The 26,443-nt window shown below is 70.7% G+C and carries 22 protein-coding genes; 8 read left to right on the top strand and 14 right to left on the bottom strand.

Annotated features, from left to right (window positions below):
• Nucleotides 1-41: 41 nt before the first annotated feature.
• Nucleotides 42-1,589: a molybdopterin-dependent oxidoreductase gene (locus FFS51_RS13275; RefSeq protein WP_137878621.1), complete on the bottom strand. Its 1,548-nt coding sequence runs from the start codon at nt 1,587-1,589 to the stop codon at nt 42-44.
• 149 nt (nt 1,590-1,738) lie between these two features.
• On the opposite strand from FFS51_RS13275, the gene FFS51_RS13270 reads away from it, so the two are divergent.
• From FFS51_RS13270 to FFS51_RS13260, 3 genes are read left to right on the top strand one after another with little or no spacing between them, the layout of a single operon-like run.
• Nucleotides 1,739-3,505, top strand: a complete 1,767-nt coding sequence (locus FFS51_RS13270; protein ID WP_045246446.1) for a circularly permuted type 2 ATP-grasp protein — start codon at nt 1,739-1,741, stop codon at nt 3,503-3,505.
• A complete protein-coding gene (locus FFS51_RS13265; protein ID WP_045246489.1) occupies nt 3,499-4,431 on the top strand; it encodes an alpha-E domain-containing protein in 933 nt (310 codons plus the stop codon). Before FFS51_RS13270 ends, FFS51_RS13265 begins: the two co-directional genes overlap by 7 nt.
• Nucleotides 4,428-5,273 carry a transglutaminase family protein gene (locus FFS51_RS13260; RefSeq protein ID WP_045246448.1) on the top strand — a complete coding sequence of 282 codons (846 nt, stop codon included), beginning with the start codon at nt 4,428-4,430 and terminating at the stop codon, nt 5,271-5,273. The genes FFS51_RS13265 and FFS51_RS13260 overlap by 4 nt, the downstream gene beginning before the upstream one ends.
• Here FFS51_RS13260 and FFS51_RS13255 read toward each other — a convergent pair.
• The 10 genes from FFS51_RS13255 to FFS51_RS13210 form a co-directional block, all read right to left on the bottom strand.
• Nucleotides 5,257-6,522 carry an alpha-hydroxy acid oxidase gene (locus FFS51_RS13255; protein ID WP_045246450.1) on the bottom strand — a complete coding sequence of 422 codons (1,266 nt, stop codon included), beginning with the start codon at nt 6,520-6,522 and terminating at the stop codon, nt 5,257-5,259. The two genes, FFS51_RS13260 and FFS51_RS13255, sit on opposite strands and share 17 nt — an antisense overlap.
• Before the next feature lie 8 nt (nt 6,523-6,530).
• The gene (locus FFS51_RS13250; RefSeq protein ID WP_045246452.1) at nt 6,531-7,976 is read right to left on the bottom strand and encodes a rhamnulokinase; all 1,446 of its coding nucleotides are present in this window, start codon (nt 7,974-7,976) and stop codon (nt 6,531-6,533) included.
• Nucleotides 7,973-10,009, bottom strand: a complete 2,037-nt coding sequence (locus FFS51_RS13245; RefSeq protein ID WP_045246454.1) for a bifunctional rhamnulose-1-phosphate aldolase/short-chain dehydrogenase — start codon at nt 10,007-10,009, stop codon at nt 7,973-7,975. Before FFS51_RS13245 ends, FFS51_RS13250 begins: the two co-directional genes overlap by 4 nt.
• A gap of 53 nt (nt 10,010-10,062) precedes the next feature.
• A complete protein-coding gene (locus FFS51_RS13240; RefSeq protein ID WP_045246455.1) occupies nt 10,063-10,812 on the bottom strand; it encodes a DeoR/GlpR family DNA-binding transcription regulator in 750 nt (249 codons plus the stop codon).
• A gap of 82 nt (nt 10,813-10,894) precedes the next feature.
• Nucleotides 10,895-12,061: an L-rhamnose isomerase gene (gene rhaI / locus FFS51_RS13235; protein WP_045246456.1), complete on the bottom strand. Its 1,167-nt coding sequence runs from the start codon at nt 12,059-12,061 to the stop codon at nt 10,895-10,897.
• On the bottom strand, nt 12,058-12,435 hold the full coding sequence (locus FFS51_RS13230; protein WP_045246457.1) for an L-rhamnose mutarotase: 378 nt from the start codon (nt 12,433-12,435) through the stop codon (nt 12,058-12,060). Before FFS51_RS13230 ends, rhaI begins: the two co-directional genes overlap by 4 nt.
• Before the next feature lie 64 nt (nt 12,436-12,499).
• Nucleotides 12,500-13,537, bottom strand: coding sequence for a rhamnose ABC transporter substrate-binding protein (rhaS, locus tag FFS51_RS13225; RefSeq protein WP_045246458.1), 1,038 nt, complete (start codon nt 13,535-13,537; stop codon nt 12,500-12,502).
• A gap of 59 nt (nt 13,538-13,596) precedes the next feature.
• The gene (locus FFS51_RS13220; protein WP_137878620.1) at nt 13,597-14,649 is read right to left on the bottom strand and encodes an ABC transporter permease; all 1,053 of its coding nucleotides are present in this window, start codon (nt 14,647-14,649) and stop codon (nt 13,597-13,599) included.
• The gene (locus FFS51_RS13215) at nt 14,646-15,668 is read right to left on the bottom strand and encodes an ABC transporter permease (RefSeq protein ID WP_045246461.1); all 1,023 of its coding nucleotides are present in this window, start codon (nt 15,666-15,668) and stop codon (nt 14,646-14,648) included. Before FFS51_RS13215 ends, FFS51_RS13220 begins: the two co-directional genes overlap by 4 nt.
• Nucleotides 15,665-17,170: a sugar ABC transporter ATP-binding protein gene (locus FFS51_RS13210; protein WP_045246463.1), complete on the bottom strand. Its 1,506-nt coding sequence runs from the start codon at nt 17,168-17,170 to the stop codon at nt 15,665-15,667. Before FFS51_RS13210 ends, FFS51_RS13215 begins: the two co-directional genes overlap by 4 nt.
• A gap of 161 nt (nt 17,171-17,331) precedes the next feature.
• Here FFS51_RS13210 and FFS51_RS13205 point away from each other — a divergent pair, with 161 nt between their 5' ends.
• Nucleotides 17,332-18,336: a LacI family DNA-binding transcriptional regulator gene (locus FFS51_RS13205; protein ID WP_171006198.1), complete on the top strand. Its 1,005-nt coding sequence runs from the start codon at nt 17,332-17,334 to the stop codon at nt 18,334-18,336.
• 15 nt (nt 18,337-18,351) lie between these two features.
• Here the strand turns inward: FFS51_RS13205 and FFS51_RS13200 are convergent, their stop codons facing one another.
• From FFS51_RS13200 to FFS51_RS13190, 3 genes are all read right to left on the bottom strand, one after another.
• A complete protein-coding gene (locus tag FFS51_RS13200) occupies nt 18,352-19,359 on the bottom strand; it encodes a LacI family DNA-binding transcriptional regulator (protein WP_212742825.1) in 1,008 nt (335 codons plus the stop codon).
• 99 nt (nt 19,360-19,458) lie between these two features.
• On the bottom strand, nt 19,459-20,613 hold the full coding sequence (locus FFS51_RS13195; protein WP_137878619.1) for a Gfo/Idh/MocA family protein: 1,155 nt from the start codon (nt 20,611-20,613) through the stop codon (nt 19,459-19,461).
• Nucleotides 20,610-21,449 carry a class I fructose-bisphosphate aldolase gene (locus FFS51_RS13190; protein ID WP_056209848.1) on the bottom strand — a complete coding sequence of 280 codons (840 nt, stop codon included), beginning with the start codon at nt 21,447-21,449 and terminating at the stop codon, nt 20,610-20,612. Before FFS51_RS13190 ends, FFS51_RS13195 begins: the two co-directional genes overlap by 4 nt.
• Nucleotides 21,450-21,622: 173 nt before the next feature.
• Between FFS51_RS13190 and FFS51_RS13185 the strand changes: the two genes are divergently transcribed.
• From FFS51_RS13185 to FFS51_RS13170, 4 genes are all read left to right on the top strand, one after another.
• Nucleotides 21,623-22,642, top strand: a complete 1,020-nt coding sequence (locus FFS51_RS13185; RefSeq protein WP_137878618.1) for an aldose 1-epimerase family protein — start codon at nt 21,623-21,625, stop codon at nt 22,640-22,642.
• 127 nt (nt 22,643-22,769) lie between these two features.
• Nucleotides 22,770-23,867: a LacI family DNA-binding transcriptional regulator gene (locus tag FFS51_RS13180; RefSeq protein ID WP_171006197.1), complete on the top strand. Its 1,098-nt coding sequence runs from the start codon at nt 22,770-22,772 to the stop codon at nt 23,865-23,867.
• Nucleotides 23,864-24,910, top strand: a complete 1,047-nt coding sequence (locus FFS51_RS13175; RefSeq protein ID WP_137878616.1) for a class I mannose-6-phosphate isomerase — start codon at nt 23,864-23,866, stop codon at nt 24,908-24,910. The genes FFS51_RS13180 and FFS51_RS13175 overlap by 4 nt, the downstream gene beginning before the upstream one ends.
• The gene (locus tag FFS51_RS13170; protein WP_137878615.1) at nt 24,907-26,319 is read left to right on the top strand and encodes an FGGY-family carbohydrate kinase; all 1,413 of its coding nucleotides are present in this window, start codon (nt 24,907-24,909) and stop codon (nt 26,317-26,319) included. The genes FFS51_RS13175 and FFS51_RS13170 overlap by 4 nt, the downstream gene beginning before the upstream one ends.
• Nucleotides 26,320-26,443 lie beyond the last annotated feature (124 nt).

The following is a 26,443-nucleotide window of genomic DNA, read 5'->3' as shown; positions in this document are numbered from 1 at the left end:
GAGAGAGGGAGAGGGAGAGGGGGAAGGGCGAGACGGGCGCGCTACGCCACCTGCACCTGGATCGTGTGCCAGCCGGTCGCGCCGTCGGGCGCGGGGGGCGCCTCGGTGACGGTCTGCACTTCACCGGTCGCGCTCGTCGCGCGGCAGCGCACCGTGTGAGAGCCGGATGCCGCGGCCCACGGCACGCTCCACTGCACCCACGTGTCGGCGCTGATCGCCGAGGCGAGGGTCGCGGGGGTCCACGGTCCGTCGTCGACCTGCACCTCGACCCCCTTCACGCCGACGTGCTGCTGCCAGGCCACCCCCGCGATGACGGTCTCGCCCGCCGTCACCTGCGCGCCCGCGCGGGGCACGTCGATGCGGGACTCGAGCTTCACCGGGCCGTGGTCCGACCATCCCCGGTCGGTCCAGTAGGCGGTGGCGTCGGCGAACCGTGTGACCTCGAGGTCGGTGACCCACTTGGTCGCCGACACGTAGCCATAGAGGCCGGGCACCACCATCCGCACCGGGAACCCGTGCTCGATCGGCAACGGTTCGCCGTTCATCGCGACGGCGAGGATCGCCTCGCGGTTCGGGTCGGTGAGCGTCTCGAGCGGGGTCGAGGCGGTGAAGCCGTCGACCGACATCGACAGCACCATGTCGGCGCTCGACTGGGGCTTCGCGCGGGCGAGCAGCTCGCGGATCGGATAGCCGAGCCACACGGCGTTGCCGATGAGGTCGCCGCCCACCTCGTTCGAGACGCAGGTGAGGGTCGCGACGCTCTCGGCGAGCGGGAGCGCGAGCAGCTCGTCCCAGGTGATGACGACCTCCTGGTCGACGAGTCCGTGGATGCGCAGCTGCCACGTCGACGGATCGACCTGCGGCACGACGAGCGCCGTGTCGATGCGGTAGAAGTCGGCGTTCGGCGTGATGACGGGGGACAGGCCCGACAGTCCGAGCTCGGCGCCCGCGGGGACGGCCACGGTCGAGACAGGTGTGGGGAGCGTGATCGCCCGCCGCACGGCGGTGACCGCGCGGCTGCCGGCCTGAACGGCCACGCTTCCGAGCAGGGCGGCGAGGCCGACGACGGCGGTCGCGCCGCTCCAGACGAGGAAGTCGCGACGCGTCGGCAGCGGGCCCTCGAGCGGGGGGATGCCGCGGGGGATCCGCGCGACCAGCAGCCGCAGGGCGATCACGCCCACGGCGCCGGCGACGGCCGACGGCAGGAAGGAGAGGGTCGCGGCATCCGCTCTGGTCATGGCGGCCGCGATGCCGGCGAGTCCGGCGAGACCGAACAGTGCCTGCCCGACCCCACGCCAGCGCAGCTCGAGCACCCCGGCGGCGGCCGCGACGATCGCGGCGACGATGCCGACGAGCGTGAGCAGTGCCGCCTTGTCGCCGGTGCCGAACAACGAGATCGTGGCGTCCTTCGCCCACGGCGGCGCGATGTCGATGAGGAACGACCCGACGGCGGCGAACGGGCTCGCACCGGGCGCGGCGAGTCCCGCGACGAGCTCGCCGACACCGGATGCCGCCACTCCCGCGACGACCCCCGCGAGCGCCGCCCGTGCGGCCTCGCCGCGTCGTGTCGCGTGGGAGGATTCGCTCACGCGCCGAGCCTACGACCGCCGCCACGGTGCGAGGCCCGGATCGCGCGGATGCTGGCGGAACGCGCAGGTTGTGCCGCAGCATCCGCCCGTGTCGGCACCGCCGTGCATCGGTAACACTCGCGCAACATGCCCCCGACTAGGGTGAGTGCATGGGCGACCTGTTCGACGGCTACGGCTCCACTCTCGCCCCGCGAAAGACGTCGCAGGGCCTCCCCGCGTTCGACGAGATGTTCGGCCACCCCGAGCACACCGGCGACGCCGTGGCTTCGCGGCAGACCTACCGGGAGCTGCACCAGGCACTGGCGCGCATGACGCAGGACGAGCTGCGCGGACGCACCGAGTCGCTCGCGAACTCGTACCTCGCGCAGGGTGTCACCTTCGACTTCGCGGGCGAGGAGCGGCCCTTCCCGCTCGACGCCGTGCCGCGGGTCATCGACTACGCGGAGTGGTCGGAGATCGAAGCGGGAGTGAAGCAGCGCGTGCGGGCGCTGGAGGCGTTCCTCGACGACGCCTACGGCCGGCAGAACTGCGTGCGCGACGGGGTGATCCCGGCGAAGCTCATCGCTTCGAGCCAGTACTTCTATCGGCAGGCCTATGGCATCCACGCCGCGAACGGCGTGCGCATCCAGGTCTCGGGCATCGACCTCATCCGCGACGAGAACGGCAAGATGCGCGTGCTCGAGGACAACGTGCGGGTGCCGTCGGGCGTCAGCTACGTCATCTCGAACCGTCGGGTCATGGCGCAGACCCTGCCGGAGCTGTTCGTGTCGATGCGCGTGCGCCCGGTGGGCGACTACCCGAACCGGCTGCTGGCGGCACTGCGCGCCTCGGCGCCCGCCGGCATCGAGGACCCCAACGTCGTCGTGCTGACCCCGGGTGTGTACAACTCGGCCTACTTCGAGCACACGCTGCTCGCCCGCCTCATGGGAGTCGAGCTCGTCGAGGGCCGTGACCTGCAGTGCATCGGCGGCAAGGTGTTCATGCGCACGACCCGCGGCGCCCGTCGGGTCGACGTGATCTACCGCCGCGTCGACGACGACTTCCTCGACCCGCTGCAGTTCCGCGCCGACTCGATGCTGGGCGCACCCGGCCTCATGCTGGCGGCCCGCCTGGGCAACGTGACGATCGCGAACGCGGTCGGCAACGGCGTCGCCGACGACAAGCTGCTCTACACCTACACGCCGGACCTCATCCGCTACTACCTGTCCGAGGAGCCGCTGCTCCCGATCGTCGACACGTGGCGGCTCGAGGACCCGGGGGCGCTCGAAGAGGTGCTCGACCGCCTCGACGAGCTCGTGGTCAAGCCCGTCGACGGGTCCGGCGGCAAGGGACTCGTCGTCGGGCCGGATGCCTCGAAGGCCCAGCTCGAGACGCTGCGCAAGACCCTCATCGCCGACCCGCGCGGCTGGATCGCGCAGCCGGTCGTGATGCTCTCGACCATCCCGACGTTGGTCGAGGACGGCATGCGCCCCCGCCACGCCGACCTGCGCCCGTTCGCCGTCAACGACGGTGACGACATCTGGGTGCTCCCCGGCGGTCTCACCCGCGTGGCGCTGCCCGAAGGCCAGCTCGTCGTCAACTCCAGCCAGGGCGGTGGATCGAAGGACACCTGGGTCGTCGGCGGAGCCGCACCCTCCCACGTCGAGTACGGCCAGGGCCAGGGACTCGCGGGCCTCGTCGCCGATCAGGCGTCGACCGTCACGCAGGCGCTGCCGGTGATTCCGACGGACGCCGCGGGCCGCGCCGTCGCGCCGAGCGCGAGCGTGGCGAGCGCACCGAGCAGCGCGGCACCCGCTCCCGAGAACGGCCCCGAGGTCACCCACTCGCCCCAGGACCGCCCACGCACCACGCAGGAGCAGCAGGAGCAACAGCAGCAGGCGCGTGCCTGCGCCGAAGGGGGCGCGTCATGCTGCTGAGCCGCATCGCCGAGAGCCTGTTCTGGATCGGCCGCTACGTCGAACGCGCCGACGGCACCGCGCGCATCCTCGACGTGCACTTGCAGCTGCTGCTCGAGGATCCCTGGATCGACGAGGACACCGCCTGCCGGTCGCTGCTGGCCGTCATGGGCTCGTTCCCCGCCGACACCGCCGCGCCCGTCACCCGCGAGGACGTGCTCGCCCGCCTCGCCGTCGACCGGGCCAACCCGTCGAGCATCGTCTATTCGCTCAACGCGGCGCGCGAGAACGCCCGGCGCGCACGCGAGATCGTCTCGACCGAGCTGTGGGAGTGTCTCAACACCACCAATGCCCGGATGCCGCGGCGGCTGCAGACCGAGAAGGTGCACGAGTTCTTCCAGTGGGTGCGCGAGCGCTCGGCGCTCGCCGTGGGCGTCGTCGACTCCTCGACGAGCCGTGATGAGGCGTGGCAGTTCTTCACGCTGGGTCGCAGCATCGAACGCGCCGACATGACCGCGCGGCTGCTCGCGACCCGGTCGCTGACCGAGGCGTCGGGTCCGTCCTGGACGACCATCCTGCGCTCCTGCGGCGCCTACGAGGCGTACCTGCGCACCTACCGCGGCATGCCGAGCGCCCGCAATGCGGCCGAGTTCCTGCTGCTCGACCGGCTCTTCCCGCGATCGATCATCTACTCGATCCTGCGCGCCGAGGAGTGCGTCAGCGCGATCGACCCGCGCGAGGACCGCGTCGGCGTCTCGAACCCCGTGCTGCGGGCGCTCGGACGCATCCGCAACGACCTCGAGTACAGCCCCATCGCCGAGATCCTCGCCGAGCTGCCCGAGCACATGCGGGGAGTGCAGCGGGTCACCCGCGAGGCATCCGACGCGATCCGCCAGCGCTTCTTCCCGACGCAGGCCGAGCCCAGCTGGATCGGAGACACCCCGTGAAGCGCCTACGCATCGAGCACATCACCGGCTTCAGCTACGGCGGCGAGGTCGCCGCGTCGTACAACGAGGCCCGCATGCTCCCCGGCACGACCGACAGCCAGTTCGTGCTGAGCTCGTCGCTGGAGATCGACCCCGCGACATCCATCAACTCGTACATCGACTACTTCGGCACGCGGGTGTCGAGCTTCGACGTGCAGTCGCGGCATCCGTCTCTGCGGGTCACCGCCCGCTCGCTCGTCGAGGTGCGTCCCCGCCCGATCGAGCACGCGGGCATCACGTGGGAGCGCCTGCACGTCGAGGCGTCGCGGCAGATCGAGACGGTCGAGCAGCTCACCGTGACCGACCGCACCCGGCCCCACCCCGAGGTGGCCGAGATCGCGGCCACCATCGCCGGCCGCCACGACGACCCGGGCGAGGCCGCGCACGAGATCACCGCGGCCATCGGCGACGCCGTCGAGTACGTCTACGGCGTGACCGGCGTGCACTCCACGGCCGCCGACGCGTGGGTCGCACGCAAGGGCGTCTGCCAGGACATGGCCCACATCGCGATCGGAGCCCTGCGGTCGGTGGGCATTCCCGCGCGGTACGTGTCGGGCTACCTGCACCCCAGAGCCAACGCCGAGATCGGCGTCGCCGTCGCCGGCGAGTCACACGCCTGGGTCGAGTGGTTCGCCGGCGACTGGCAGGGCTTCGACCCGACCAACAACATCGAGATCGGCGATCGGCACGTGCTGGTCGGCCGGGGTCGCGACTACAACGACGTGCCGCCACTGCGAGGCGTGTACGCGGGTGGCCACGCCTCGCAGCTGTCGGTGAAGGTGACGATCACGCGCGAGGCGTGACCGGCACCTCCGCGCCCGCCTGACCGCGGGTAAGGCGGTGGAGCTGGGTGACGTGCGCCGGCTCGAGCTCCGCGAGCGTCGAGACGCCGAGCAGCTTCATGGTGCGCTCGATCTCGGTGCGCAGGATCTGGATCGTGCGGTCGACGCCCGCGCGTCCGCCGGCCATGAGGCCGTAGAGGTAGGCGCGGCCGATGAGCGTGAACCTCGCGCCGAGGGCGACGGATGCCACGATGTCCGCGCCGTTCATGATGCCCGTGTCGACCATGACGGTCGCATCGCGGCCGACCTCGCGCACGACCTGCGGCAGCAGGTGGAACGGCACGGGAGCGCGGTCGAGCTGACGGCCGCCGTGGTTGGAGAGCACGATGCCGTCGACGCCGAGGTCGACGAGGCGAACCGAGTCCTCGACGTTCTGCACGCCCTTCACGACGATCTTCCCCGGCCAGATCTCACGGATGACCGCCAGGTCGTCGTACGAGATCGTCGGGTCCATCGCCGCATCCAGCAGCTCGCCGACGGTGCCGCCCGTGGTCGACAGCGACGCGAACTCGAGCTTGGGGGTCGTGAGGAAGTCGTACCACCACCACGGGCGCGGGATCGCGTTCACGATCGTGCCGAGGGTGAGCTGCGGCGGGATCGAGAACCCGTTGCGCTTGTCGCGCAGGCGGGCGCCGGCGACCGGGGTGTCGACGGTGAACATGAGGGTGTCGAAACCTGCCTCGGCCGCGCGTCGGGCGAGGCCGTAGGAGATCTCGCGGTTGCGCATGACGTAGAGCTGGAACCAGTTGCGTCCGGTCGGGTTCGCCGCCTTCACTCCCTCGATCGAGGTGGTGCCGAGGGTCGAGAGGGTGAACGGGATGCCGGCGGCCTCGGCCGCTCCGGCGCCGGCGATCTCACCCTCGGTCTGCATCAGGCGCGTGAACCCTGTCGGCGCGATGCCGAACGGCAGGGCGGATGGCCCGCCGAGCACTTCGACCGACGTGTCGACGGACTCGGCGGGACGCAGCACCCGCGGGTGGAACTCGATGTCCTCGAAGGCCTGGCGGGCTCGGGCGAGCGAGAGCTCGCCCTCGGCCGCGCCGTCGGTGTAGTCGAAGGCGGCCTTCGGGGTGCGGCGCTTCGCGATCGTGCGCAGATCCGCGATCGTGAGCGCGGACTCGAGCCGACGCTTCTTGAGGTCGAAGGACGGCTTCTTGAACTGCATCAGTTCGAGCAGCTCGGCCGGGTTGGGAAGCTGACGCTGAACCATGTCTCTCCTCAGGAGGTCGCGGTCGGGGTGTAACGAAGCGGCGCATGGGTGCGCCGTACGAGGTCGCGGAGCGCCTCGAGGGAGCCGGCGGCGAAGCCCGCCGCGCGGGCCTGCACGAGAACGTTACCGAGCGCGGTGGCCTCGACGGGACCCGCCTCGACGACGAGTCCCGACCGGTCGGCCGTGCGCTGGCACAGCAAGGTGTTCAGGGCGCCGCCGCCGACGATGTGGATCGTCGCGACATCGACCCCCGCGAGCTGCGCGGCGGTGTGCACGTTGCGCGCGAACGCGTCGGCGAGCGACTCGACGATCGCGCGGGCGTACTCGGCGCGGGTGCGCGGCGGTCGCACGCCGTGCTCGTCGCACCACGCGTCGATGCGGCCGGGCATGTCGCCGGGGCGCAGGAACCGCGGGTCGTCGACGTCGAAGACCGGCACGGATGCCGCGGGCACCTCGGCGGCCGAGTCGAGCAGCGTCGGCAGGTCGATCGCATGACCCTCCTTCGCCTCCCAGCCGCGCACGGTCTCGCTGAGGATCCACAGGCCCATCACGTTGTGCAGGAACCGCACGCGGGAGTCCACGCCGCCCTCGTTCGTGAAGCCGGCCTCCCGGGCGGCGTCGGTGACCACCGGCGAGGGAAGCTCGAGGCCCACCAGACCCCACGTGCCGCACGAGATGTAGGCGGATGCCGCGGCATCCGCCATCGGCACCGCGACCACCGCCGAGGCGGTGTCGTGCGAGCCGATCGCCGTGACCGGCACCGCGCCGGGCGCACCGATCTCGGCGCGCACCTCGTCCAGCAGCACGCCGTAGCTCTCGCCCGGGGCGATGAGCGGCGCGAGCAGCGAGCGGCGCAGCCCGAGACGGTCGAACAGGTCGTCGTCGAGACGCTGGTCGTCGACCCGCAGGAGCCCGGTGGTCGATGCGTTCGTCAGCTCGGTGCGGGCCTGGCCGGTCAGCCAGTACGCGACGAGATCGGGGATGAGCAGCGCGGTGTTGGCGAGGTCGAGCACGTCGCGGCGCTCCGCGGCGAACTGGTAGAGCGTGTTGAACGGCAGGAACTGCAGGCCGTTGCGGCGATAGAGATCGGGATGCCGCATCCGGCTGTGCACACTGAGCACCCCGCGTGAGGTGCGCTCGTCGCGGTAGTGGTACGGGTTGCCGAGCAGCACGCCGTTGCGCAGCAGACCGTAGTCGACCGCCCAGGAGTCGATGCCGATGGAGGCGATGCCCGGCGCCTGCCGGAACGCATCGCCGAGGCCGCGCACGGCCGCCCCGTACAACCCGAGCACGTCCCAGTGCAGCCCGTCGGGCGTGCGCACCGGGGTGTTCGGGAAACGCGCCACGGTCTCGGCCCGCAGCTCGCTCCCGCTCACGTGCGCGAGCACGACCCGGCCGCTCGTGGCGCCGAGGTCGATGGCGGCGACGTGGCCGCCGGAGACCGCTGACGTCATCGCAGGAACGCCGCGGCGACGCCCGAGTCGACGGGGATGTGGAGACCGGTGGTGCGGCTGAGCTCGGGGCCGGTGAGCACGTACACCGCGTCGGCGACGTTCTCGGGCACGACCTCGCGCTTGAGGATCGTGCGGTTCGCGTAGAACTGGCCGAGGTCCTCCTCCTTGACCCCGTAGGTCGCGGCGCGGTTGGCGCCCCAGCCCGAGGCGAAGATGCCGGAGCCGCGCACGACGCCGTCGGGGTTGATGCCGTTGACCCGTACGCCGTGCTCGCCGAGCTCGACGGCGAGCAGGCGCACCTGGTGGGCCTGATCGGCCTTGGTCGCCGAGTAGGCGATGTTGTTCGGACCGGCGAACACGCTGTTCTTCGAGGAGATGTAGATGATGTCGCCGCCGAGCTTCTGGTCGATGAGCGCCTTCGCGGCCGCCTTCGACACGAGGAACGAGCCCTTGGCCATCACGTCGTGCTGCAGGTCCCAGTCCTTCTCGGTGGTCTCCAGCAGCGGCTTCGAGAGCGACAGGCCGGCGTTGTTGACGATGAGGTCGATGCCGCCGAAGGCGAGCACGGCGGCATCGATGGCGTCCTGCACGGCGGCGCCGTCGGCGACGTTGGCGGCGACGCCGATCGCGACATCCGATCCACCGAGCTCGGCGGCGGCGGCCTGCGCCTTCTCGAGGTCGAGGTCCGCGACCACGACGCAGGCGCCCTCGGCGGCGAGACGGGTCGCGATGGCCTTGCCGATGCCCGACGCCGCTCCCGTGACGAACGCGATGCGGCCCTGGTGGGTCTTCGGCTTCGGCAGGCGCTGCAGCTTGGCCTCCTCGAGCGCCCAGTACTCGATGCGGAACTTCTCCGCGTCGGAGATGGGGGTGTAGGTCGAGAGGGCCTCGGCGCCGCGCATCACGCCGATCGCGTTGACGTAGAACTCGCCGGCGACGCGGGCCGTCTGCTTGTTCGCTCCGTAGCTGAACATGCCGACACCCGGCACGAGCACGATGAGCGGGTCGGCGCCGCGGATGGCGGGCGACTCGGATGTCGCGTGCGCGTCGTAGTACGCCTGGTAGTCGGCGCGGTAGTCGACGTGCAGCTCGGCGAGGCGGGCCAGCTGCTCCTCGAGCGTCGCGGTGGCCGGAAGGTCGAGCACGAGCGGCTTGACCTTCGTGCGCAGGAAGTGGTCGGGGCAGCTCGTGCCGAGACCGGCGAGGGGGAGGAGCTTCTCGCGCGAGAGGAAGTCGAGCACCGGCTCGCTGTCGGTGAAGTGGCCGACGACGACCCGGTCGGTCGAGGCGAGGCCGCGGATGGTCGGGGCTAGGGCGGCGGCGCGCGCGCGGCGCTCGGTCTCCGGCAGCGGCTCGTAGCCGGGGACGACGGCTCCGAACGGCTCCGCGGCACCGTGCTCGGCGATGTAGGCGGCCGCGGTGTCGATGATCCACAGCGAGTTGCGCTCGGCCTCGTCGGAGGTCTCGCCCCACGCGGTGATGCCGTGGCCGCCGAGGATCGTGCCGATGGCCTGCGGGTTCTCGGCCTTGATGGCGGCGATGTCGAGTCCGAGCTGGAAGCCGGGGCGGCGCCACGGCACCCAGACGACCTTGTCGCCGAAGATCTTCTCGGTCAGGGCGGGTCCGTCGGCAGACGTTGCGATCGCGATGCCCGAGTCGGGGTGCAGGTGGTCGACGTGCGGGGCGTCGACGAGGCCGTGCATCGCAGTGTCGATCGAGGGGGCCGCGCCGCCCTTGCCGTGCAGGCAGTAGTCGAAGGCCGCGACCATCTCGTCCTCGCGGTCGATGCCCGGGTAGACCTCGGTGAGCGCGCGCATGCGGTCAAGACGCAGCACGGCGAGACCGGACTCGGTGAGCGTGCCGAGATCGCCGCCGGATCCCTTCACCCACAGCAGCTCGACGGGCTCGCCGGTGACGGGGTCGGTCGCCGTGCCTTTGGCGGACGTGTTGCCGCCCGCGTAGTTCGTGTTCTTGGGGTCGGCGCCCAGACGGTTGCTGCGGGCGATGAGCTCGGATGCGGCGGAGTTCGACATTCGGTGATCCTGTTCGTGTTCTCTTCTGTGAGATCAAACAAAAGATAACAAAATCAGACGATCTGCACCAGAGGGCGATACGGATCGAGACGGGTGTCGTCCACGTCGAGATCGGTCACGAGCAGATCGATCTGCGACCAGTCGAGCGCGGACGCCAGCGCACGATCGCCGAGCTTGGAGGAGTCGATCAGCAGCACCGTCTCATCGGCTGCCGCCGCGAACGCCGACTTCATGGCGGCCTCCTCGGCCGTCACCTCGCTCGACCCGCGCAGATCGATCGCCGCCGCCGAGGTGAAGAAGCGGGCGTAGGTCGCCGCGGCCACGGCGCGCGTCGCGAACGGACCGACGTAGCTGCCGGTGCGGTCCTCGCGCTCGCCGCCGACCAGGATCGACCTGACGCCCGCGATCTGTCGTGCCGTGGCGGCGTTCTCGACCGAGTTGCTGACGACCAGCAGATCGTCGACCTCCGCAAGATGGGCGAGCAGCACGCCGGTCGTCGACGAGGCATCCATCGCCACCGCCCCCGAGCGGGGGACGAGCTCGGCGGCCTTGCGGGCCAGCACGGCCTTCTGTGCGCCGCGCGTGGCCCGGCGCTCTTCGAAGGGGCGGGGCGTGATCGCCGCCACCGCACCGCCGCGCACCCGGCGCACGGCGCCCTCGGCGGCGAGGTCGGCGAGGTCTCGGCGTACGGTCATCGCCGAGACGCCGAGCTCGTCAGCGGCGCTCTCCAGACGGATCACGTCATCGCGATGCAGGATGGCGAGCAGAAGCGCCCGCCGTTCTTCTCCGAGCAATCCAGCCATGGGGCCTGAGCGTATCGGTTCGGTGTGGTGCGCCGGGGAGACCGCGATCGGCGGTGCGATCTCCCCGACGGGTCTGGGTGGGTCAGGCGCCCCAGCCGGCCTGCACGCCGCCGACGCGCTCGGCCTCGATGCGGGCCTGGTAGCCGGAGGCGAGGTAGGCGGCCATCGGGTCGGCGGGAAGCCCGCGACCCTCGCGCCACTCGGCGAGAGCCGGACGCACGTCGGTGTAGAACGCGTCCATGTAGACGGCCTGGGCGGCCAGCACATCGTTCGCGGTCTGCGCGGCGGCCAGCGCCTCACGGTCGACGAGCAGCGCACGCGCGGTCATCTCCTGCACGTTCAGCACCGAGCGGATCTGACCCAGGATCTTGTTCTCGATGTTGTGGCACTGGTCGAGCATGAAGACCACGTCGGGGTTGTCGAGCCCGCCGCCGCGGATGACCTCGCTGAGGATCCGGTAGAGCTGGAACGGGTCGGCGGCGCCCACGATCAGGTCGTCGTCGGCGTAGAAGCGGGAGTTGAAGTCGAACGACCCCAGCTTCCCGAGGCGCAGCAGCTGCATCACGATGAACTCGATGTTCGTGCCGGGCGCGTGGTGGCCCGTGTCGAGGCAGACCATCGCCTTGTCGCCGAGCGCCGCGACCTGCACGTAGGAGGTACCCCAGTCCGGGACATCCGTGTGATAGAATGCCGGCTCGAAGAACTTGTACTCCAGCACGAGACGCTGCTCGTCGCCGAGGTGGGCGTAGATCTGCTGCAGCGAGTCCTGCAGGCGGTCCTGGCGGGCGCGCATGTCGTTCTGGCCGGGGTAGTTCGAGCCCTCTGCGAGCCAGATCTTCAGGTCGCGCGACCCCGTCTCGTGCATGACGTCGATGCAGGTGAGGTGGTGGTCGATCGCCTTCCGGCGGATGCGGTCGTCCTCGTGGGTGAGGGCGCCGAACTTGTAGTCGTCGTCCTGGAAGGTGTTGGAGTTGACGGTGCCGAGGGTCACGCCCTCGGATGCCGCGTGCTCCCGCAGGGCGCTCCAGTCGTCGACGAGGTCCCACGGGATGTGCAGGGCGACGGCGGGGGCCAGGCCGGTCAGACGGTTCACCTGCGCGGCATCCGAGATCTTCTCGAACGGGTCGCGCGGGGTGCCCGGCGTCGTGAACACCTTGAAACGGGTGCCCGAGTTGCCGAACGCCCAGCTGGGCAGCTCGATGGCCTGCTTCTCGAGAGTGGAGCGGACGGCGGGAGTCAGGATGCTCACTGTGCGCGGCTTTCTGCGGTCGTAGGGACGGGCGAGGAGCCGCTCTCGGCGAGCTGGTCCTCGAGGTGGAAGATCTCGGTCAGTGCGGTCGCGGCCTGGTCGGGCCGCCCGTCGAGACCGAGGAAGAAGGGGGCCATCTCCGCTTCCCAGCGGGTGGCGATCTCGGATGCCGCGAGGTACGCCTGCGCGGCCACGTCGTCGTCGACCTCGTAGTAGCCGACGAGCCTGCCGCCCTCACCGAGGAAGAGCGAGTAGTTGCGACGACCGGATGCCGCGATCTCGGCGAGCATCTCCGGCCAGACGGGGGAGTGCCGTGCGAGGTAGTCGTCGAGGCGCGCGGGGTCGATCCGCAGCTCGAAGCTCACGCGTGGCATGGGGTGGTCCTTTCGGGTGGCCCGGCCGGCCGCACGGGGCGGCCGGCCGGGAGGGGAGACAAGATCAGAAGTTGAAGTTGTCGATGTTGCTGGCGTCGAACACGAACGGGTCGCCCAGCAGCACGGTGCCGTCGGCGCCGACCGTGAACTTGCCGAGCTTGCCGGCGGTGAAGGTGTCGCCCTGCTTGCCCGTGATCTCGCCCTTGATGAGCGCCTCGGCGGCGTAGGCCGCGAGGTAGCCGAGGTCCTCGGGGTTCCACAGTGCGAACGAGGTGACGGTGCCGTCCTTGATGTAGGCCCGCATCTGGTTCGGGGTGCCGAGACCGGTCAGCGCGACCTTGCCCTTGTAGGCGGACGTCGACAGGTAGCGAGCCGCGGCGGCGATACCGACCGTCGTGGGCGAGATGATGCCCTTCAGGTTCGGGTGGGCCTGGAGCAGAGCGGCGGTCTTGTCGAACGAGGTCTGGTCGTCGTCGTTGCCGTAGACGACATCGACGAGCTTGATGTTCGGGTGGTCGCTGGCCAGCAGCGCCTTCATCTTGTCGATCCACGCGTTCTGGTTGGTCGCGTTCGCCGCGGCCGAGAGGATCGCGATCTCACCCGAGTCGCCGATCTGCTTCGCGATCAGGTCGACCTGCACCTTGGCGATGCCGTCGGACGTCGCCTGGTTGACGAAGATGTCGCGGCACGAGGTCTCGGTGTCCGAGTCGAAGGTGACGACCTTGACGCCCGCGGAGCGGGCCTGGTTGAGCGAGTCGCAGATGGCCTTCGGGTCGTTCGCCGAGACGACGAGCGCTCCCACGCCCTGCTGCGTGGCCGTGTTGATGTAGCTGACCTGACCATCGGGCGAGGCCTGCGCGGGGCCGACCTGGTTGAAGGTGCCGCCGAACTCGGCGACCGCGGCCTGGCCGCCCTTCGCCGAGGTGTCGAAGTACGGGTTGCCGAGGTTCTTCGGCAGGAACGTGATCGACAGGTTGCCGCTGCCGCCGCTCGAGCCGCTGGTCGGCGACGACGAGCCGGTGTCGGCACAGGCCGTGAGGGCCAGCGCCGCCGTCACGGCCACAGCCGCGAGGGCCAGGACGCGCTTGGGTGCAAACGTCATTGTTCGTTTCCTTTCATGGGTGGCGCCGCGACGGGACGTCGTCGGCTGGTCGTGCGGGCTCATGAAGCTGCGGAGGCCGCCACGGTGGGTGTCGGCGCCGGTCGGCGGCGCCGGGACTGGAGGAACGCGAGCACGCTCGCGCCGATCACCGAGAGCACGAGCAGCGTGCCGGTGATGATGTTGATCACGTCGGAGGTGACGTTCACGAGGCGCAGCGCGCTGGAGAGCGTGCCGATCAGCAGCACGGCGGCGATGACGCCGTACAGCTGGCCACGACCGCCGAACACCGACACCCCGCCGAGCACGACCGCGGCGATGACCTGCAGCTCGAGCCCGGTGGCGTTGTCGCCGCGCGCACTGCCGAAGCGCAGCGTGTAGAAGATCCCCGCGAAGGCCGAGACGACGCCGGCGAGCACGAACAGCACGAACTTCGTGCGCTCCACGTGCACGCCCGAGAATCGGGCGGCGTCCTTCGAGAGGCCGATCGCGTAGACGCCGCGACCGAAGGGGGTGAAGTGCAGCAGCAGCGCGAAGATCACCAGGAGCACGAGGAACGGCACGATGATGTACGGGATCGCGGTGCCCGCGATCTTCGCCTTCGCGAGCGCTGTCCACTCGACGGGGAAGCTCGTGACGGCGGTGGTGCCCAGTAGGCCGACCGCAAGACCTCGGAACAGCGCGAGGGTTCCGATCGTCACGGCGAGGGAGGGGAGCCCGACGACGGTGACGAGGAAGCCGTTGATCGCGCCACCGATGACGCCGACGACGAGCGCCGCGAGGGCGGCGACCCCGAACGGGGCCCCCGCCTGCACGAGCACTCCGGTCGTCACACTCGACAGGCCCACCATGCTTCCCACCGACAGGTCGATCTCGCCGGTGATCATGATGAGGGTCATCGGCAGTGCGATCAGAAGGATCGGCGCGACGTCGAGCAGGAGGAAGGTGAGGGTGAGCGGCTGGTTGAACCCGCGCACGGTCGAGGCCGACACGATCGCCACGGCGATCAGGAGCACGACGATCGCCGTCTCACGCGAGAGCAGCACGCGGCGCCAGAACGGCTTGTCGTAGTTCTTCACGACCCGCACGGTGGCAGTGGTGGTGGGGGCGGTCATGCCTGGTCCCTCGTTTCGATGAGACGCCGTTTCTGTCGCACGGCCAGGACGCGGTCGAGCACGATCGCGCCGATGATGAGGACGCCGACGACGGCCTGCTGCCAGAAGTCGGGGATGCCGAGCACCGGAAGCGCACGGTTGATGGTCAGCAGCAGCACGGCGCCGAGGGCGGCACCCCATACGGTGCCGACGCCGCCGACGATCGCGACGCCACCGACGACCGCGGCGCCGACCGCCTGGAGTTCCCAGCCGGTGCCCGCCTGGGAGTCGACGGTGCCGTAGCGCGCGGCGTAGAAGACGCCCGCGAGGCCGGCGAGTGCTCCCGAGAGGATGAAGGCGGTGAGGATGCGACGGGTCACCCGGAGTCCGTACAGGTGTGCGGCTGCGGGGTCGGAGCCGATGGCGTAGAACTCGCGCCCGCCCCGGGTGTTGCGCAGGTACCACGCGGCGATCGCGAGGACGACGACCGCGACGATCGTGAGGATCGGGATCGTGAGGATCTGCCCGGTGCCGAGCCCGAGGAACGAGCTCGGCATGTCGGAGGCGTTCACGCGGTTGCTGCCCGCCCAGACGACGCCGATGCCGCGGTAGGCGTAGAGCGTGCCCAACGTGATCACCATCGCGGGAACCTTGCCGAAGGCGACGAGAGCTCCGTTGACGAGTCCGAGAACCGCGCCCGCCGCGACGGCGATCAGCACGACGAGCGGAATCGGGATTCCGGGGATGTCGCTGAACAGCCGGCCGGTGAGATACGCGGTGAGACCGATCACGGAGCCCACCGAGAGGTCGACGTTGCGCGTGATGATCACGATCGCCTGTCCGACGGCGACGAGCAGCAGGATCGACGGGGTGAGGAGCAGGTCGCGCCAGCCGTCGGAGCTGAACAGGAAGCTGGGGTTCTTCACCGTGCCGGCGGCGACCACGAGCACGATGGCGAGCAGGATGCCGAACTCACGTGCGCGACCGAGGCGACCGATCGTCCTCGACACGGCCGAGACGGGGATGTTGGTGGTGGTCATCGGGCGTGCTCCGGAGCGTGGGTGGCGGCGTGCATGACGTTCTCCGAGGTGGCCTCGGCGCGGGCGATGTCGGCGGTGAGGCGACCCTCGCGCATGACGAGCACGCGGTCGGCCATGCCGAGCACCTCGGGAAGCTCGGACGAGATCATGAGGATGCCCATGCCGCGGCCGGCGAGCTCGGAGAGAAGGCGGTGCACTTCGGACTTCGTGCCGACGTCGATGCCGCGCGTGGGCTCGTCGATGATGAGCACGGTGGGCTCGGTGGCGAGCCACTTCGCGAGCACGACCTTCTGCTGGTTGCCGCCCGACAAGGTCGCGGCGACGGTGTCGAGGGCGTGGGTCTTCACCTCGAGGCGCGACGCCCATTCGCGTGCGGCACGGTTCTCGGCACGCTGAGTGAGCAGTCCGAACTTCGTGAGCCGGCGGCGGATGGCGAGCGTGATGTTCTGTCCGACGCCCGACTCGACGACGAGTCCCTGCTTGCGGCGGTCTTCGGGGACGAGGGCGAGGCCGGCACGCATGGCCGCCGTCGGGCGGCCCGAGGGCACGATCCTGCCCTTGAGCTTCACGGTGCCGGCGGAGTACGGGTCCACGCCGAACACGGCACGGGCGACTTCGCTGCGCCCGGCACCCACGAGGCCGGCGAGGCCGACGATCTCGCCGGCGCGCACTGTGAACGAGATGTCCTGGAAGACGCCGGGGCTGGTGAGATGCTCCACCTCGAGCAGCGGCTCGCCGATCTCGGCGGGCTGCTTGGGGAACAGCTCGGTGATCTCACGTCCCACCATCTGACGAACGATCGCGTCGACGGTGGTGTCGGCGATCGCGCTGGTCGCGATGTAGGCCCCGTCGCGCATGACGGTGACGGTGTCGCAGAGTGCGAAGACCTCGTCGAATCGGTGGGAGATGAAGATGAGCGCGCGCCCCTCGTCGCGCAGGCTGCGCGCGATCGTGAACAGGCGCTCGACCTCGATGCCCGACAGGGCGGCCGTCGGCTCGTCCATGATCAGCAGCGACGCGTCGAGGGAGACGGCCTTGGCGATCTCGATGACCTGCTGGTCGGCGATGGAGAGACCCTCGGCCGGTCGATCGGGATCGATCAGCACGCCGAGACGGGTGAAGAGGCGCTCGACCTCGTGGCGCATCGCCTTGCGGTCGATGCGGCCGAATCGGCTGGTCGGCTGGCGCCCCATGAAGATGTTCTCGGTCACCGAGAGATCGGGGAAGAGCGTGGGTTCCTGGTAGATGACCGCGACGCCCGCCGCCTTCGACTGGGCGGTCGACGAGAAGTCGACCGCCTCGCCGCGGAGGCGGAACACGCCGGCGTCGCGCTGGTAGAGACCGGCGACGATCTTGACGAGCGTCGACTTGCCGGCACCGTTCTCACCCACGAGGGCGTGGATCGATCCGCCGTCGACGGAGATCGTCCCGGAGCGCAGTGCGACGACGGAGCCAAAGGACTTCTGCACGTCCCGCAGTTCCAGCACGGGGCTGTCGGTCATGAGATAACTCACCCTCTCCATTGAGGGAGTGAATCGTTTCAATCCCTGCCGGAACGACGTTAGGGCCTCGTCAGGATGGTGTCAAGGCGAATTTGCCCGTAGTCTTCCGGCGTTATTGATTCGTTTCACTCTCACCGCCCGAGGACGTGAGGAGGAGAGCTGTGGCCGTCAGCGTGCGCGACGTCGCCGAAGCCGCCGGGGTGTCCGTCGGCACCGTCTCCAACGTGCTCAACCGCCCCGACAAGGTGTCGGCGGAGACGGTGGCCCGCGTGCACCGCGCCATCGACCTCCTCGGGTTCGTGCGCAACGACGCCGCCCGCCAACTGCGCGCGGGTCGCAGCCGCAGCATCGGCCTGGTCGTGCTCGACATGCGCAACCCGTTCTTCACCGAGGTCGCCCGCGGTGCGGAGGAGCGCGCATCCACCGACGACCTCACCGTGCTCATGGCCAACAGCGATGAGAAGCAGGATCGCGAGGACCGGCACGTCGAGCTGTTCGAGGAACAGCGCGTGTTCGGCATGCTGGTGACCCCCGTGTACGACAGCGTTCCCAAGCTCCGTGCCGTGCGCGACCGCGGCACGCCGACCGTGCTCGTCGACCGCGAATCGCGCGACGGCTCGTTCGCGTCCGTCGCCGTCGACGACCTCGCAGGCGGCACCCTCGCGGCATCCCATCTGCTGGACGTGGGGCGCCGTCGACTGATGTTCGTGGGCGGACCGGTCTCGATCCGTCAGGTCGCCGATCGTCTCGAGGGCGCGCAGGGCGCCGTCGCCGCACACGGCGGAGCGTCGCTCGAGTTCGTCGGCACGCGGGCGCTCACCGTCGAGGAGGGGCGGGTGGCCGGTGCGCAGATCCTCGCGCGCCCCGTCAGCGCGCGGCCGGACGCGATCTTCGCGGCGAACGACCTGCTCGCCCTCGGTCTGCTGCAATCCCTCGTGATGACCGCGAGCGTGCGCGTGCCCGAGGACATCGCACTCATCGGCTACGACGACATCGACTTCGCGGCAGCCGCTGTCATCCCGCTCACCTCGGTGCGTCAGCCCGCCGTCCTCATGGGCACGACGGCCGTCGAGCTGCTTCTCGCGGCGGCGGAGTCGCCCGGCGGACCCACGGAGCGGGTCGTGTTCGGCCCTGAGCTCGTCGTCCGCTCCTCCACCGCGACCTGACCGCGCCTCGCGCCCTCAGCGGCGCAGGCCGCGATCGACCAGGCGGGTCGGCTGCAGACGGGTCCGCGGTTCGGTCTCATCCGCTCCGCTGATGCGATCGAGCAGGGTGCGGGCAGCGCGGGCACCCAACTCGGCGACGTCGTAGTCGACCACGCGGATCGGGCGCGGCACGAGACCGGACAGCTCGAAGTCGTCGAAGCCCGAGAGCGCCACCGGCGCATCCGCCGCGAGGATCGCCTCGAGAGCGCCCACGGTCGAGCGGTTGTTCGCGCAGAACACCGCCGTCGGCGGCCGTTCGGCGTCGAGCAGGCGCTCGAGCGCCGCGCGCGCCGCCGCCGGAGTGTGCAGGTCCTCGACGATCAGCCGCGGATCCGCCACACGGCCGAGCGCGGCGAACGCGTCGAGGGCGCCGGCCCTCCGCTCGCTCATCGTGAAGATCGTGGGCGCGTCGAGGAGGACGGCGACTCGTTCGTGGCCCGCGGCCAGCAGCTCGGCGACCGCGGCCCGTGCGCCCCCTCGGTTGTCGATGAGGAACTCGTCGGCGACGATGCCGCGACCCGGACGGTCCAGGAACACCACGGGCGTCCCGCGCGCCGCCTCCGGGGCGAGATAGCGGTGATCGCTCGCCGTCGGCACGACGAGGAGTCCGCCCACCTGGCGCTGGCAGAGATCGAGCGTGAGCGTGCGTTCGGCCGCGGCATCCTCTTCGCTCGATGCGACGATCAGGCGGATGCCGCGCTCGAGCGCGGCGGCGGCCGCGGCGGCCGCGACCCGCATGTAGAAGGTGTTGGAGAGGTCGGCGGACACGAATCCGATGGTGTCCCGTGCCCCCGATCGCAGCGAGGCCGCGAGGGCATTGCGCTGGTACCCGAGTCTGTCGATGGATGCCGCGACCCGCTCCGCCATCGCGGGGTCGACGTTGGGTGCACCGTTGACGACGCGGGAGACGGTCTTCAGGCTCACCCCCGCGTCGGCCGCGACGTCCACCATCGTGGGGTGGCCGCCGCCGCGGGGGTTGCGCATGCTGTTCCTCCTGCTCACCGCGAACCGACGCGCGCGGCGCGAGCGGGATCCATTCTGCCGCGCCCGCTCAGCCGCCTCGGACGATCGGACCCCGCTCGTTCAGTCTGCGGGGGCGGTCAGGCGGCCGTCCTCGTGCGACGCGATCGCTGCGGCGAAGATGCGGTGGGTGAGCGCCGCCTCCTCGGGTCGCACGGTGCCGAACCGGTCGCCGAGCTCGCCCACGTACTCGGCGAGGAACGCCGCCCACATCTGCAGGATCGCGTCGGAGAATCCCGATTCGAAGTTCGGCCCCGTCACCGTCGGCCACACCGACTGGCTGCCCGCGTCGATGCGCTGCCACGACTGCTCGCGGCCGACGCCGGGCACGTCGATCATCGCGAACACCTCGACCTGCTTGGGGTTCTTCGTGCTGAAGCGCACGCCGCCCGACATCCCGATCGCTTCGAACTCCCAGGTGTTCTTCTCGCCCGGAGCGATGCGCTTGGTGACGGTCGTGAGCGGGAACTCGGCGCCATCGTGACGTGCCCGCGAGTGGATGATCGCGTTGTCCCAGGTGTCGCAGGGCACCAGCTCGCCGCACGGTCCGGGCCGCTCGGTGACGATGTCCTGCAGCACGCCGAACACCCCCTCGGGCGCCCACCCGAGTCGCAGCGGCACGTGCCACGTGTGCATGCCGAGGTCGTTCATCACGCCCGCGACACCGCAGAACTTCTGCTGCCGCTTCCAGTTGAGCGGCTTGTTCACGTCGAGGTCGCTCGCGTGGAGGAAGCCGCAGGTCGCTTCGACGATGCGCCCGAGCGCGCCCGAGCGCACGTAGTCGATGGCCCACTGGGCGCCGGGGAAGAACGGCATCTCGCTCGAGACCCGCACGAACGAGTCGGGGGTCTCATCGATCGCCGCCACGACCGCGTCGGCGGCGGCACGGTCGATGCCGAACGGCTTCTCGGCGAGCAGGGCCTTGCCCGCGCGGATCGTGTCGACGTAGAGCTGCTCGTGCAGGTCGTGGCGCACGGCGATGTAGACGACGTCGATCTCGGGGTCGGCGAGCAGCTCGCGGTGATCCGTCGTCTTGAGGCGCACGGTGTCGATGCCGTCGAACCACTCCATCGCGGCCGGGTTGATGTCGCACACCGCGACGAGCCGCGGCTCGACGGGGTGGTCGACGAGGGCGGGCCACCGCCGCAGGGCCGCGGCGATCTCGCGGCCCATGAGTCCGCCGCCGATGATGCCGACGTTGACGATGCGGGCGCTCATGCGGCACCGCCGATGAGGGAGAGGGCCTGGTCGGTCGTGGCGTCGTCGTGCACGACGGCCATGAGCGCGGCGGTGATGCCCGCGGGGTCGTCATGCTGGATGACGTTGCGGCCGTAGACGATGCCCCGCGCGCCCTGCGCGAGCACGGCCCGGGTGCGATCGAGCAGCGTGCGGTCGTCGACGCGCCCGCCGCCGCGGACGAGCACCGGGGTCGGCCCCGCCGCCTGGATGACCTTGTGGTAGTCGTCGATGTCGTCGGTCGGGTCGGCTTTGATGAGATCGGCGCCGAGTTCTCGCGCCTGGCGCACGAGGGTGACGATCTTGGCCGTGTCGCCGTCGACGGCGTATCCACCGGCGCCGGGTCGGGTCTGCATGACCAGCGGTTCGATCATGAGCGGCATGCCGTAACGGGCGGCATCGGTGCGCAGCGCCAGGATCGAGCGGATGCACTGCTCGCGCACCTCGGGGTGCCCGGGCAGGTCGAGCAGGTTGACGCAGACGGCGACGGCGTCGAGCCGCACGGCGACCTCGATCGCGTCGGGCACGTGGATCGAGTGCAGCGGCGACTCGAGCGGGTCGCCGTAGACGTTCGCGATGTCGGTGCGCAGCACGAGACCCGGCTTCTGCTTGCCCGGCGTGGCCTGCAGCAGCGGGGCCTGGCCGAGCGTCAGCTGGATCGCGTCGGGACCGGCGGCGACGAGGGTGGCGACGGTCGCGGCCATGTCCTCGATGCCGGTGATGAACGAGTGCTCGTGGAAGGCGCCGTGGTCGACGGCGACGTCGAGGGCGCGTCCGGAGCGCGCGTTGAAGAGCCGATTGAGGCGATACGTCGACATCGAGTGATCTCCGTGAGGTGTCGGTTCGGGGGGACGCATCGGTGCGTCCGGAGACAGTATGGGGACTTCGAGACAACGTTGTCAATTGGTCGCTGGCAGCGGGTCGACGACCTGCTACCGTGACGCTGCGCGCGCGGCGCCGATGCCGTGCCCTTGCGAGGAAGAGGATCCGAATGCCTCCGGAGCTGTACGGTCGGCCGCTCGATCAGGCCGTGGACCGGCTCGGTTCGCTGACCCAGGCGGTCGCCGTCGAATCGTCGACGCGTACCGACGGGCCGGATGCCGGTGCCCGCCGCATCCGTCTCGTCAACGGCCCGCTCGAGGTCGAGGTGCTGCCCGATCGCGGACTCGATCTCGCCCAGGTGCGGGCCGACGGGGTGCCGCTCGCGTGGCTCTCGAGCACGGGGTTCCCGCCGCTCTCGCCGGGCGACGCCGACGGGCGCGGCTGGCTGCGCGGCTTCGGCGGCGGCCTGCTCACGACCTGCGGGCTGCTCAACGTCGGACCGGCGCAGTCGGGCGAGGAGCAGCATCCGATGCACGGCCGGTACTCGTCGCTGCGCGCGACGGTGACCCGGGCCGAGGCGACGCGCGACGTCGTGGTCGTCGAGGGGATCGTGCGGGAGGCGACGGTCTTCGGCGACGACCTCGAGCTGCACCGGCGCATCGAGCTGCCGGTGGGCGAGCGGGTGATCCGCGTCGACGACAGGCTCGTGAACCGCGGCCGGCGGGAGGCGTTCCCGATGGTGCTCTACCACGTGAACCTCGGCTGGCCGTTGGTCGACGCCGGCACACGCATCGTCTCGCCGGCGGTGGAGATCGTGCCGCGGGATGCTGCGGCCCGGGCGGGCCTGGACAGCTGGGACGTGTTCCCTGAACTGGCGGCCGAGTACCCCGAGCAGGTGTTCCGGCACGTGCTCGACGCGGTAGCCGAGCCGGGGGCGCGCACCGAGGTGCGCGTGGTGTCCGGGTCGGGGATCGGGGTGCGTGTCGGCTTCGATCCGGCCGTTCTGCCCGGGCTCTTCCAGTGGCGGGTGGCGGAGCCGGGCCAGGTGGTGCTGGGCATCGAACCCGCGACGGCGCCGACGATCCTGGGTCGTGCCGACGCCCTCGCCCGGGGGCTCGCGACGCCGCTCGCCGTGGGCGAGGAACGGCTCCTCGGCATCAGCATCGCGGTCGATCCCTCGGGTGGCTGACGCCGAGGGCGCTCGGGAGTCGTTTCGATAACAGGGCTTGACAACGTTGTCGATGCGGCCCCAAGATGATGTCCGCCGGGATCGCAAGGCCCGGAAAGTTCCGAATGACAACGATGTCGAGGTTGCGATGACGCACGATGAGCTGCAGACCGCCGGTGCGGTCGGTGAGGGCCCCGCGCCCCGCCCGCGGGCGCGCATCACCGATGTAGCCGAGCGCGCCGGGGTGAGCATCAAGACGGTCTCCCGCGTCGTGAACGACGAGAAGGGCGTGCTCCCGGAGACCCGCGAACGGGTGCTCGCGGTCGTGCGCGAACTCGGCTTCGTTCCCGATGTGCGGGCCCGTGCGCTCAAGCGCGGTGACACCGACACGATCGGCATCGTCATCGACGCGATCTCCGACCCGTTCGTCTCGGCGATCGTGAGCGTGATCGAGGAGCTCGCCCTCGCCCAGGGCCTGAGCGTGCTGTTCGCGAGCACCGGCTACGACGCCGCGCGCGAGCGGGAGCAGCTCGCCCGGCTCACCGGGCACCGCCTGCGCGGGCTGATCGTCGCCCCCGTCGCCGTGTCCTCCGAGGAGCTCGCCGCCCTGCACACCCGGGTGCCCGTCGTCTGCGTCGACCGCTCGCGGGACGGCATCGACTCAATCGTCGTCGACGACTTCGGCGCGACCTACCAGGCCACCCGCTCCTTCATCGACCACGGTCACCGACGTATCGGATTCATCGGCGAGGCCACCGCCTACCCGACCGTCGCCGCACGCTTCGCCGGATTCCGCGCGGCCCTCGACGAGGCGGGCATCCCGTTCGACCCGACGCTGGTCGCCGAGCACGAGCGCACGCGCGAGAGCGGCGCGACGGCGGCAAAGACCCTGTTGCAGCGCCCCGATGCGCCCACCGCGCTGTTCTGCGCGTCGAGCCCCGCCGCGATCGCGACGATCCGCGGCATCCGCTCGGGCGAGCTGTCGATGCCGGCCCTCATCTGCTTCGGCGACTTCGAGCTCGCCGGGGCCATGACCCCGGGCATCACGTGCGTCGACCAGGACCCGCTGCTCATCGGCGAGGCCACCTTCCGCCGGCTCATGCAGCTCGTCGACCACCCGGACGCCGCCCCCGAGCACATCGTCGTCCCCACCCGCCTCATCCACCGCGGATCCGGCGAGATGCCGCCGCGCGCCGCCGCGGACCCGTCCGCCGCCCCGCAGAACTCGACCGGAGCCGATCGATGATCCCCGTCCTCCTGCCCCCCAACCCGGTGCAGCACTTCTACCGCGGCGGTGACCGCATCGCCGCGTTGCGCGGCATCGTCCCCGAGACCGACCGGCAGCCGGAGGAGTGGCTCGCCTCCACCGTGTCCCGGTTCGGCGAGGAACCGATCGGCCTCGCGATCACCGCGGACGGCCACGTGCTCCGCGACCTCGTCGCGGCGGACCCGCGTGCGTGGGTCGGACCCGAGCAGGGACGGGATGCCGCGGACGTCGGCATCCTCGTGAAGCTCCTCGACGCGCGTCAGCGCCTCCCCGTTCACGTGCACCCCGAGCGCGGCTTCGCCGCCGGGCACCTCGACTGCCCCTACGGCAAGACCGAAGCCTGGTACGTGCTCGACGCCGAACCCGACAGCGCGTTCTACGTCGGGTGGAGCGCACCGGTGGATCGAGACGAGCTCGATCGTCGCCGCGACGCGCAGGACAGCGAGTGGATGCTCTCGCACATGAACCGCGTCGTGGCGCGGGAGGGCATGGCCGTGCTCGTGCCGTCCGGCACCGTGCACGCGATCGACGGCGGCATCTTTGTCGCCGAGGTGCAGGAGCCCACCGACTTCTCGATCCTGCTCGAGTGGTCGGTGACGACAGCCACGCGCGACGAGTCCCACCTCGATCTCGGCTTCGACGTCGTCATGCCCGCGGTCTCCACCGCGCAGCTCACCGAGGCCGAGCTCTCGGGGCTCATCAGCCTGGCGGGCGCGGAGCCCGCGGCATCCCGATTCCGGTCGCTGCTGCCGGCGGCCGCCGACCCGTACTTCCGTCTCTGGGATGCCGCGGCCGACGGCGACCGCACGGACGCGCGTGAGGCGGGCTTCGCGGTCGTGCTGGTCACCGCGGGCTCCGGAGCACTCGTCTCCGACACCGGCCGAGTAGCCCTGCAGCGCGGTGAGGTGTACGCCCTGCCGCACGCGTTCGGCGCCTGGCACGTCGAGGGCGACGTCACCGTCGTCGTCGGAGCGCCCGGAGCCGGGTGGCCGCGCACCCTCCACGAGGGCGGTGTGCGATGACCGCGTACGTCGCGGGGCTCGACATGGGCTCGACGAGCATCAAGCTGCTCGTCGCCACTCCCGACGGGCGCGAGGCCGCCGTCGTGAGCCGCCGTTCGCCGTGGACCAATCTTGAGGGCGGACGCGCCGAGATGCCCCTCGAGCTCGCCGTCGATGTGGTGCGCGAACTCGCCGCCGAAGCCGATGCGATGCTGCCCGCCGGGTACCGCATCCTGTCCCTCGGCATCTCGGGCATGGCCGAGGCCGGAGCTCTTCTCGATGCCGAGGACCGTCCCGCCGCGCCGATCATGGCCTGGTTCGACCCGCGCGGTGAGGCGCAGATTCTGTCCACGCCCGCCGCGTTCCGCGACGAGTTCCTCGGGCGCACCGGCTTGCCCGTCGGTCCCCTCGCGTCGATCTCGAAGCTGCTGCACCTGCGCGACGAGGTGGGGATCGACCTCGCCGGCACCACGTTCCTCAACGTGCCCGAGTCGATCGTGCGGGCCCTCGGCGGCCCCCGCGTCGCCGAGCACTCGCTCGTCTCGCGCACCGGCCTCATCGACCAGGACGACAGCACGCCGTGGCAGGCCGCCCTCGACGTGCTCGGCACCGACGACACGATCCTCGCCGAACGGGTCGACGCGGGCACGGCGCTCGGTCCGATCACGGACGATCGGATGCCGCAGGGCTTCCGCGGCGCGCTGCTGACGGTCGCCGGACACGATCACCTGGTGTCGGCCGTCGCCGCCGGCGCGACCGACAGCGGTCAGATCTACGACTCGATGGGCACAGCGGAGGCGCTCGTGCGCGTGCTCGACCACACCCTGCCGTTCGATGCGCGCGAGCGCCTCGCCCGGGCGGGCATCAACACGGTGCGCCACGTGCTTCCCGGCAAGTTCGTGCTGCTGGCCGGAACGAAGTCAGGCCTACTGATGCGCCGGGTGCTGCAGCTTCTCGGCATCGCCGACGAGCGGGGCCGCGCGCAGCTCGATGCGGCGGTCATGGCGATTCCCGTGGCGGGTACGCTCTCCCACGGCGGCCTGACCGTCGACGGCGCGCGCAACGACGACGGCGTGCTGAAGGTCGTGGCCGACAGCGACGGCCTCTCGCCCGCCGAGCTGTTCACCGCGGCGCTGTTGCACGGCAACGACATGTGCGCAGAGCTGATGACGGTCATGGATCGCGAGGTTCCCGCGCCCACCTCGACGCTGCTCACGGGTGGATGGTCACGGATGGAGAGCGTCGTCCGCGCGCGGGCCCTCGTGCTGCCGCCGCTCACCGTCTCGTCCCACGACGAGGGCACGGCCTACGGCGCGGCCCTCTTCGCGGCGTACGCGGCCGGCGACGACTCGATCGGTTTCGACGCCGCCGCGGCGGCATTCTTGGCGGGCCATGCCGGTCCCGCCTCACTTACGAAGGAGAGGAGTTGACCATGGCGGTTCCGGTGTTGGAGGCGCGGGGGTTGTCTCGTCAGTTTGGTCATGTGCGGGCGTTGAACGAGGTCGATTTCGAGGTGTTCCCGGGGGAGGTGACCGCGTTGATCGGGGACAACGG

It is taken from the genome of Microbacterium sp. 4NA327F11 (genome assembly GCF_005503465.1).
GTDB classification, from domain to species: Bacteria; Actinomycetota; Actinomycetes; order Actinomycetales; family Microbacteriaceae; genus Microbacterium; species Microbacterium ginsengisoli.
The sequence above is the reverse complement of the archived record's forward strand: the minus strand, read 5'-3'. Positions and strand labels throughout refer to the sequence as shown.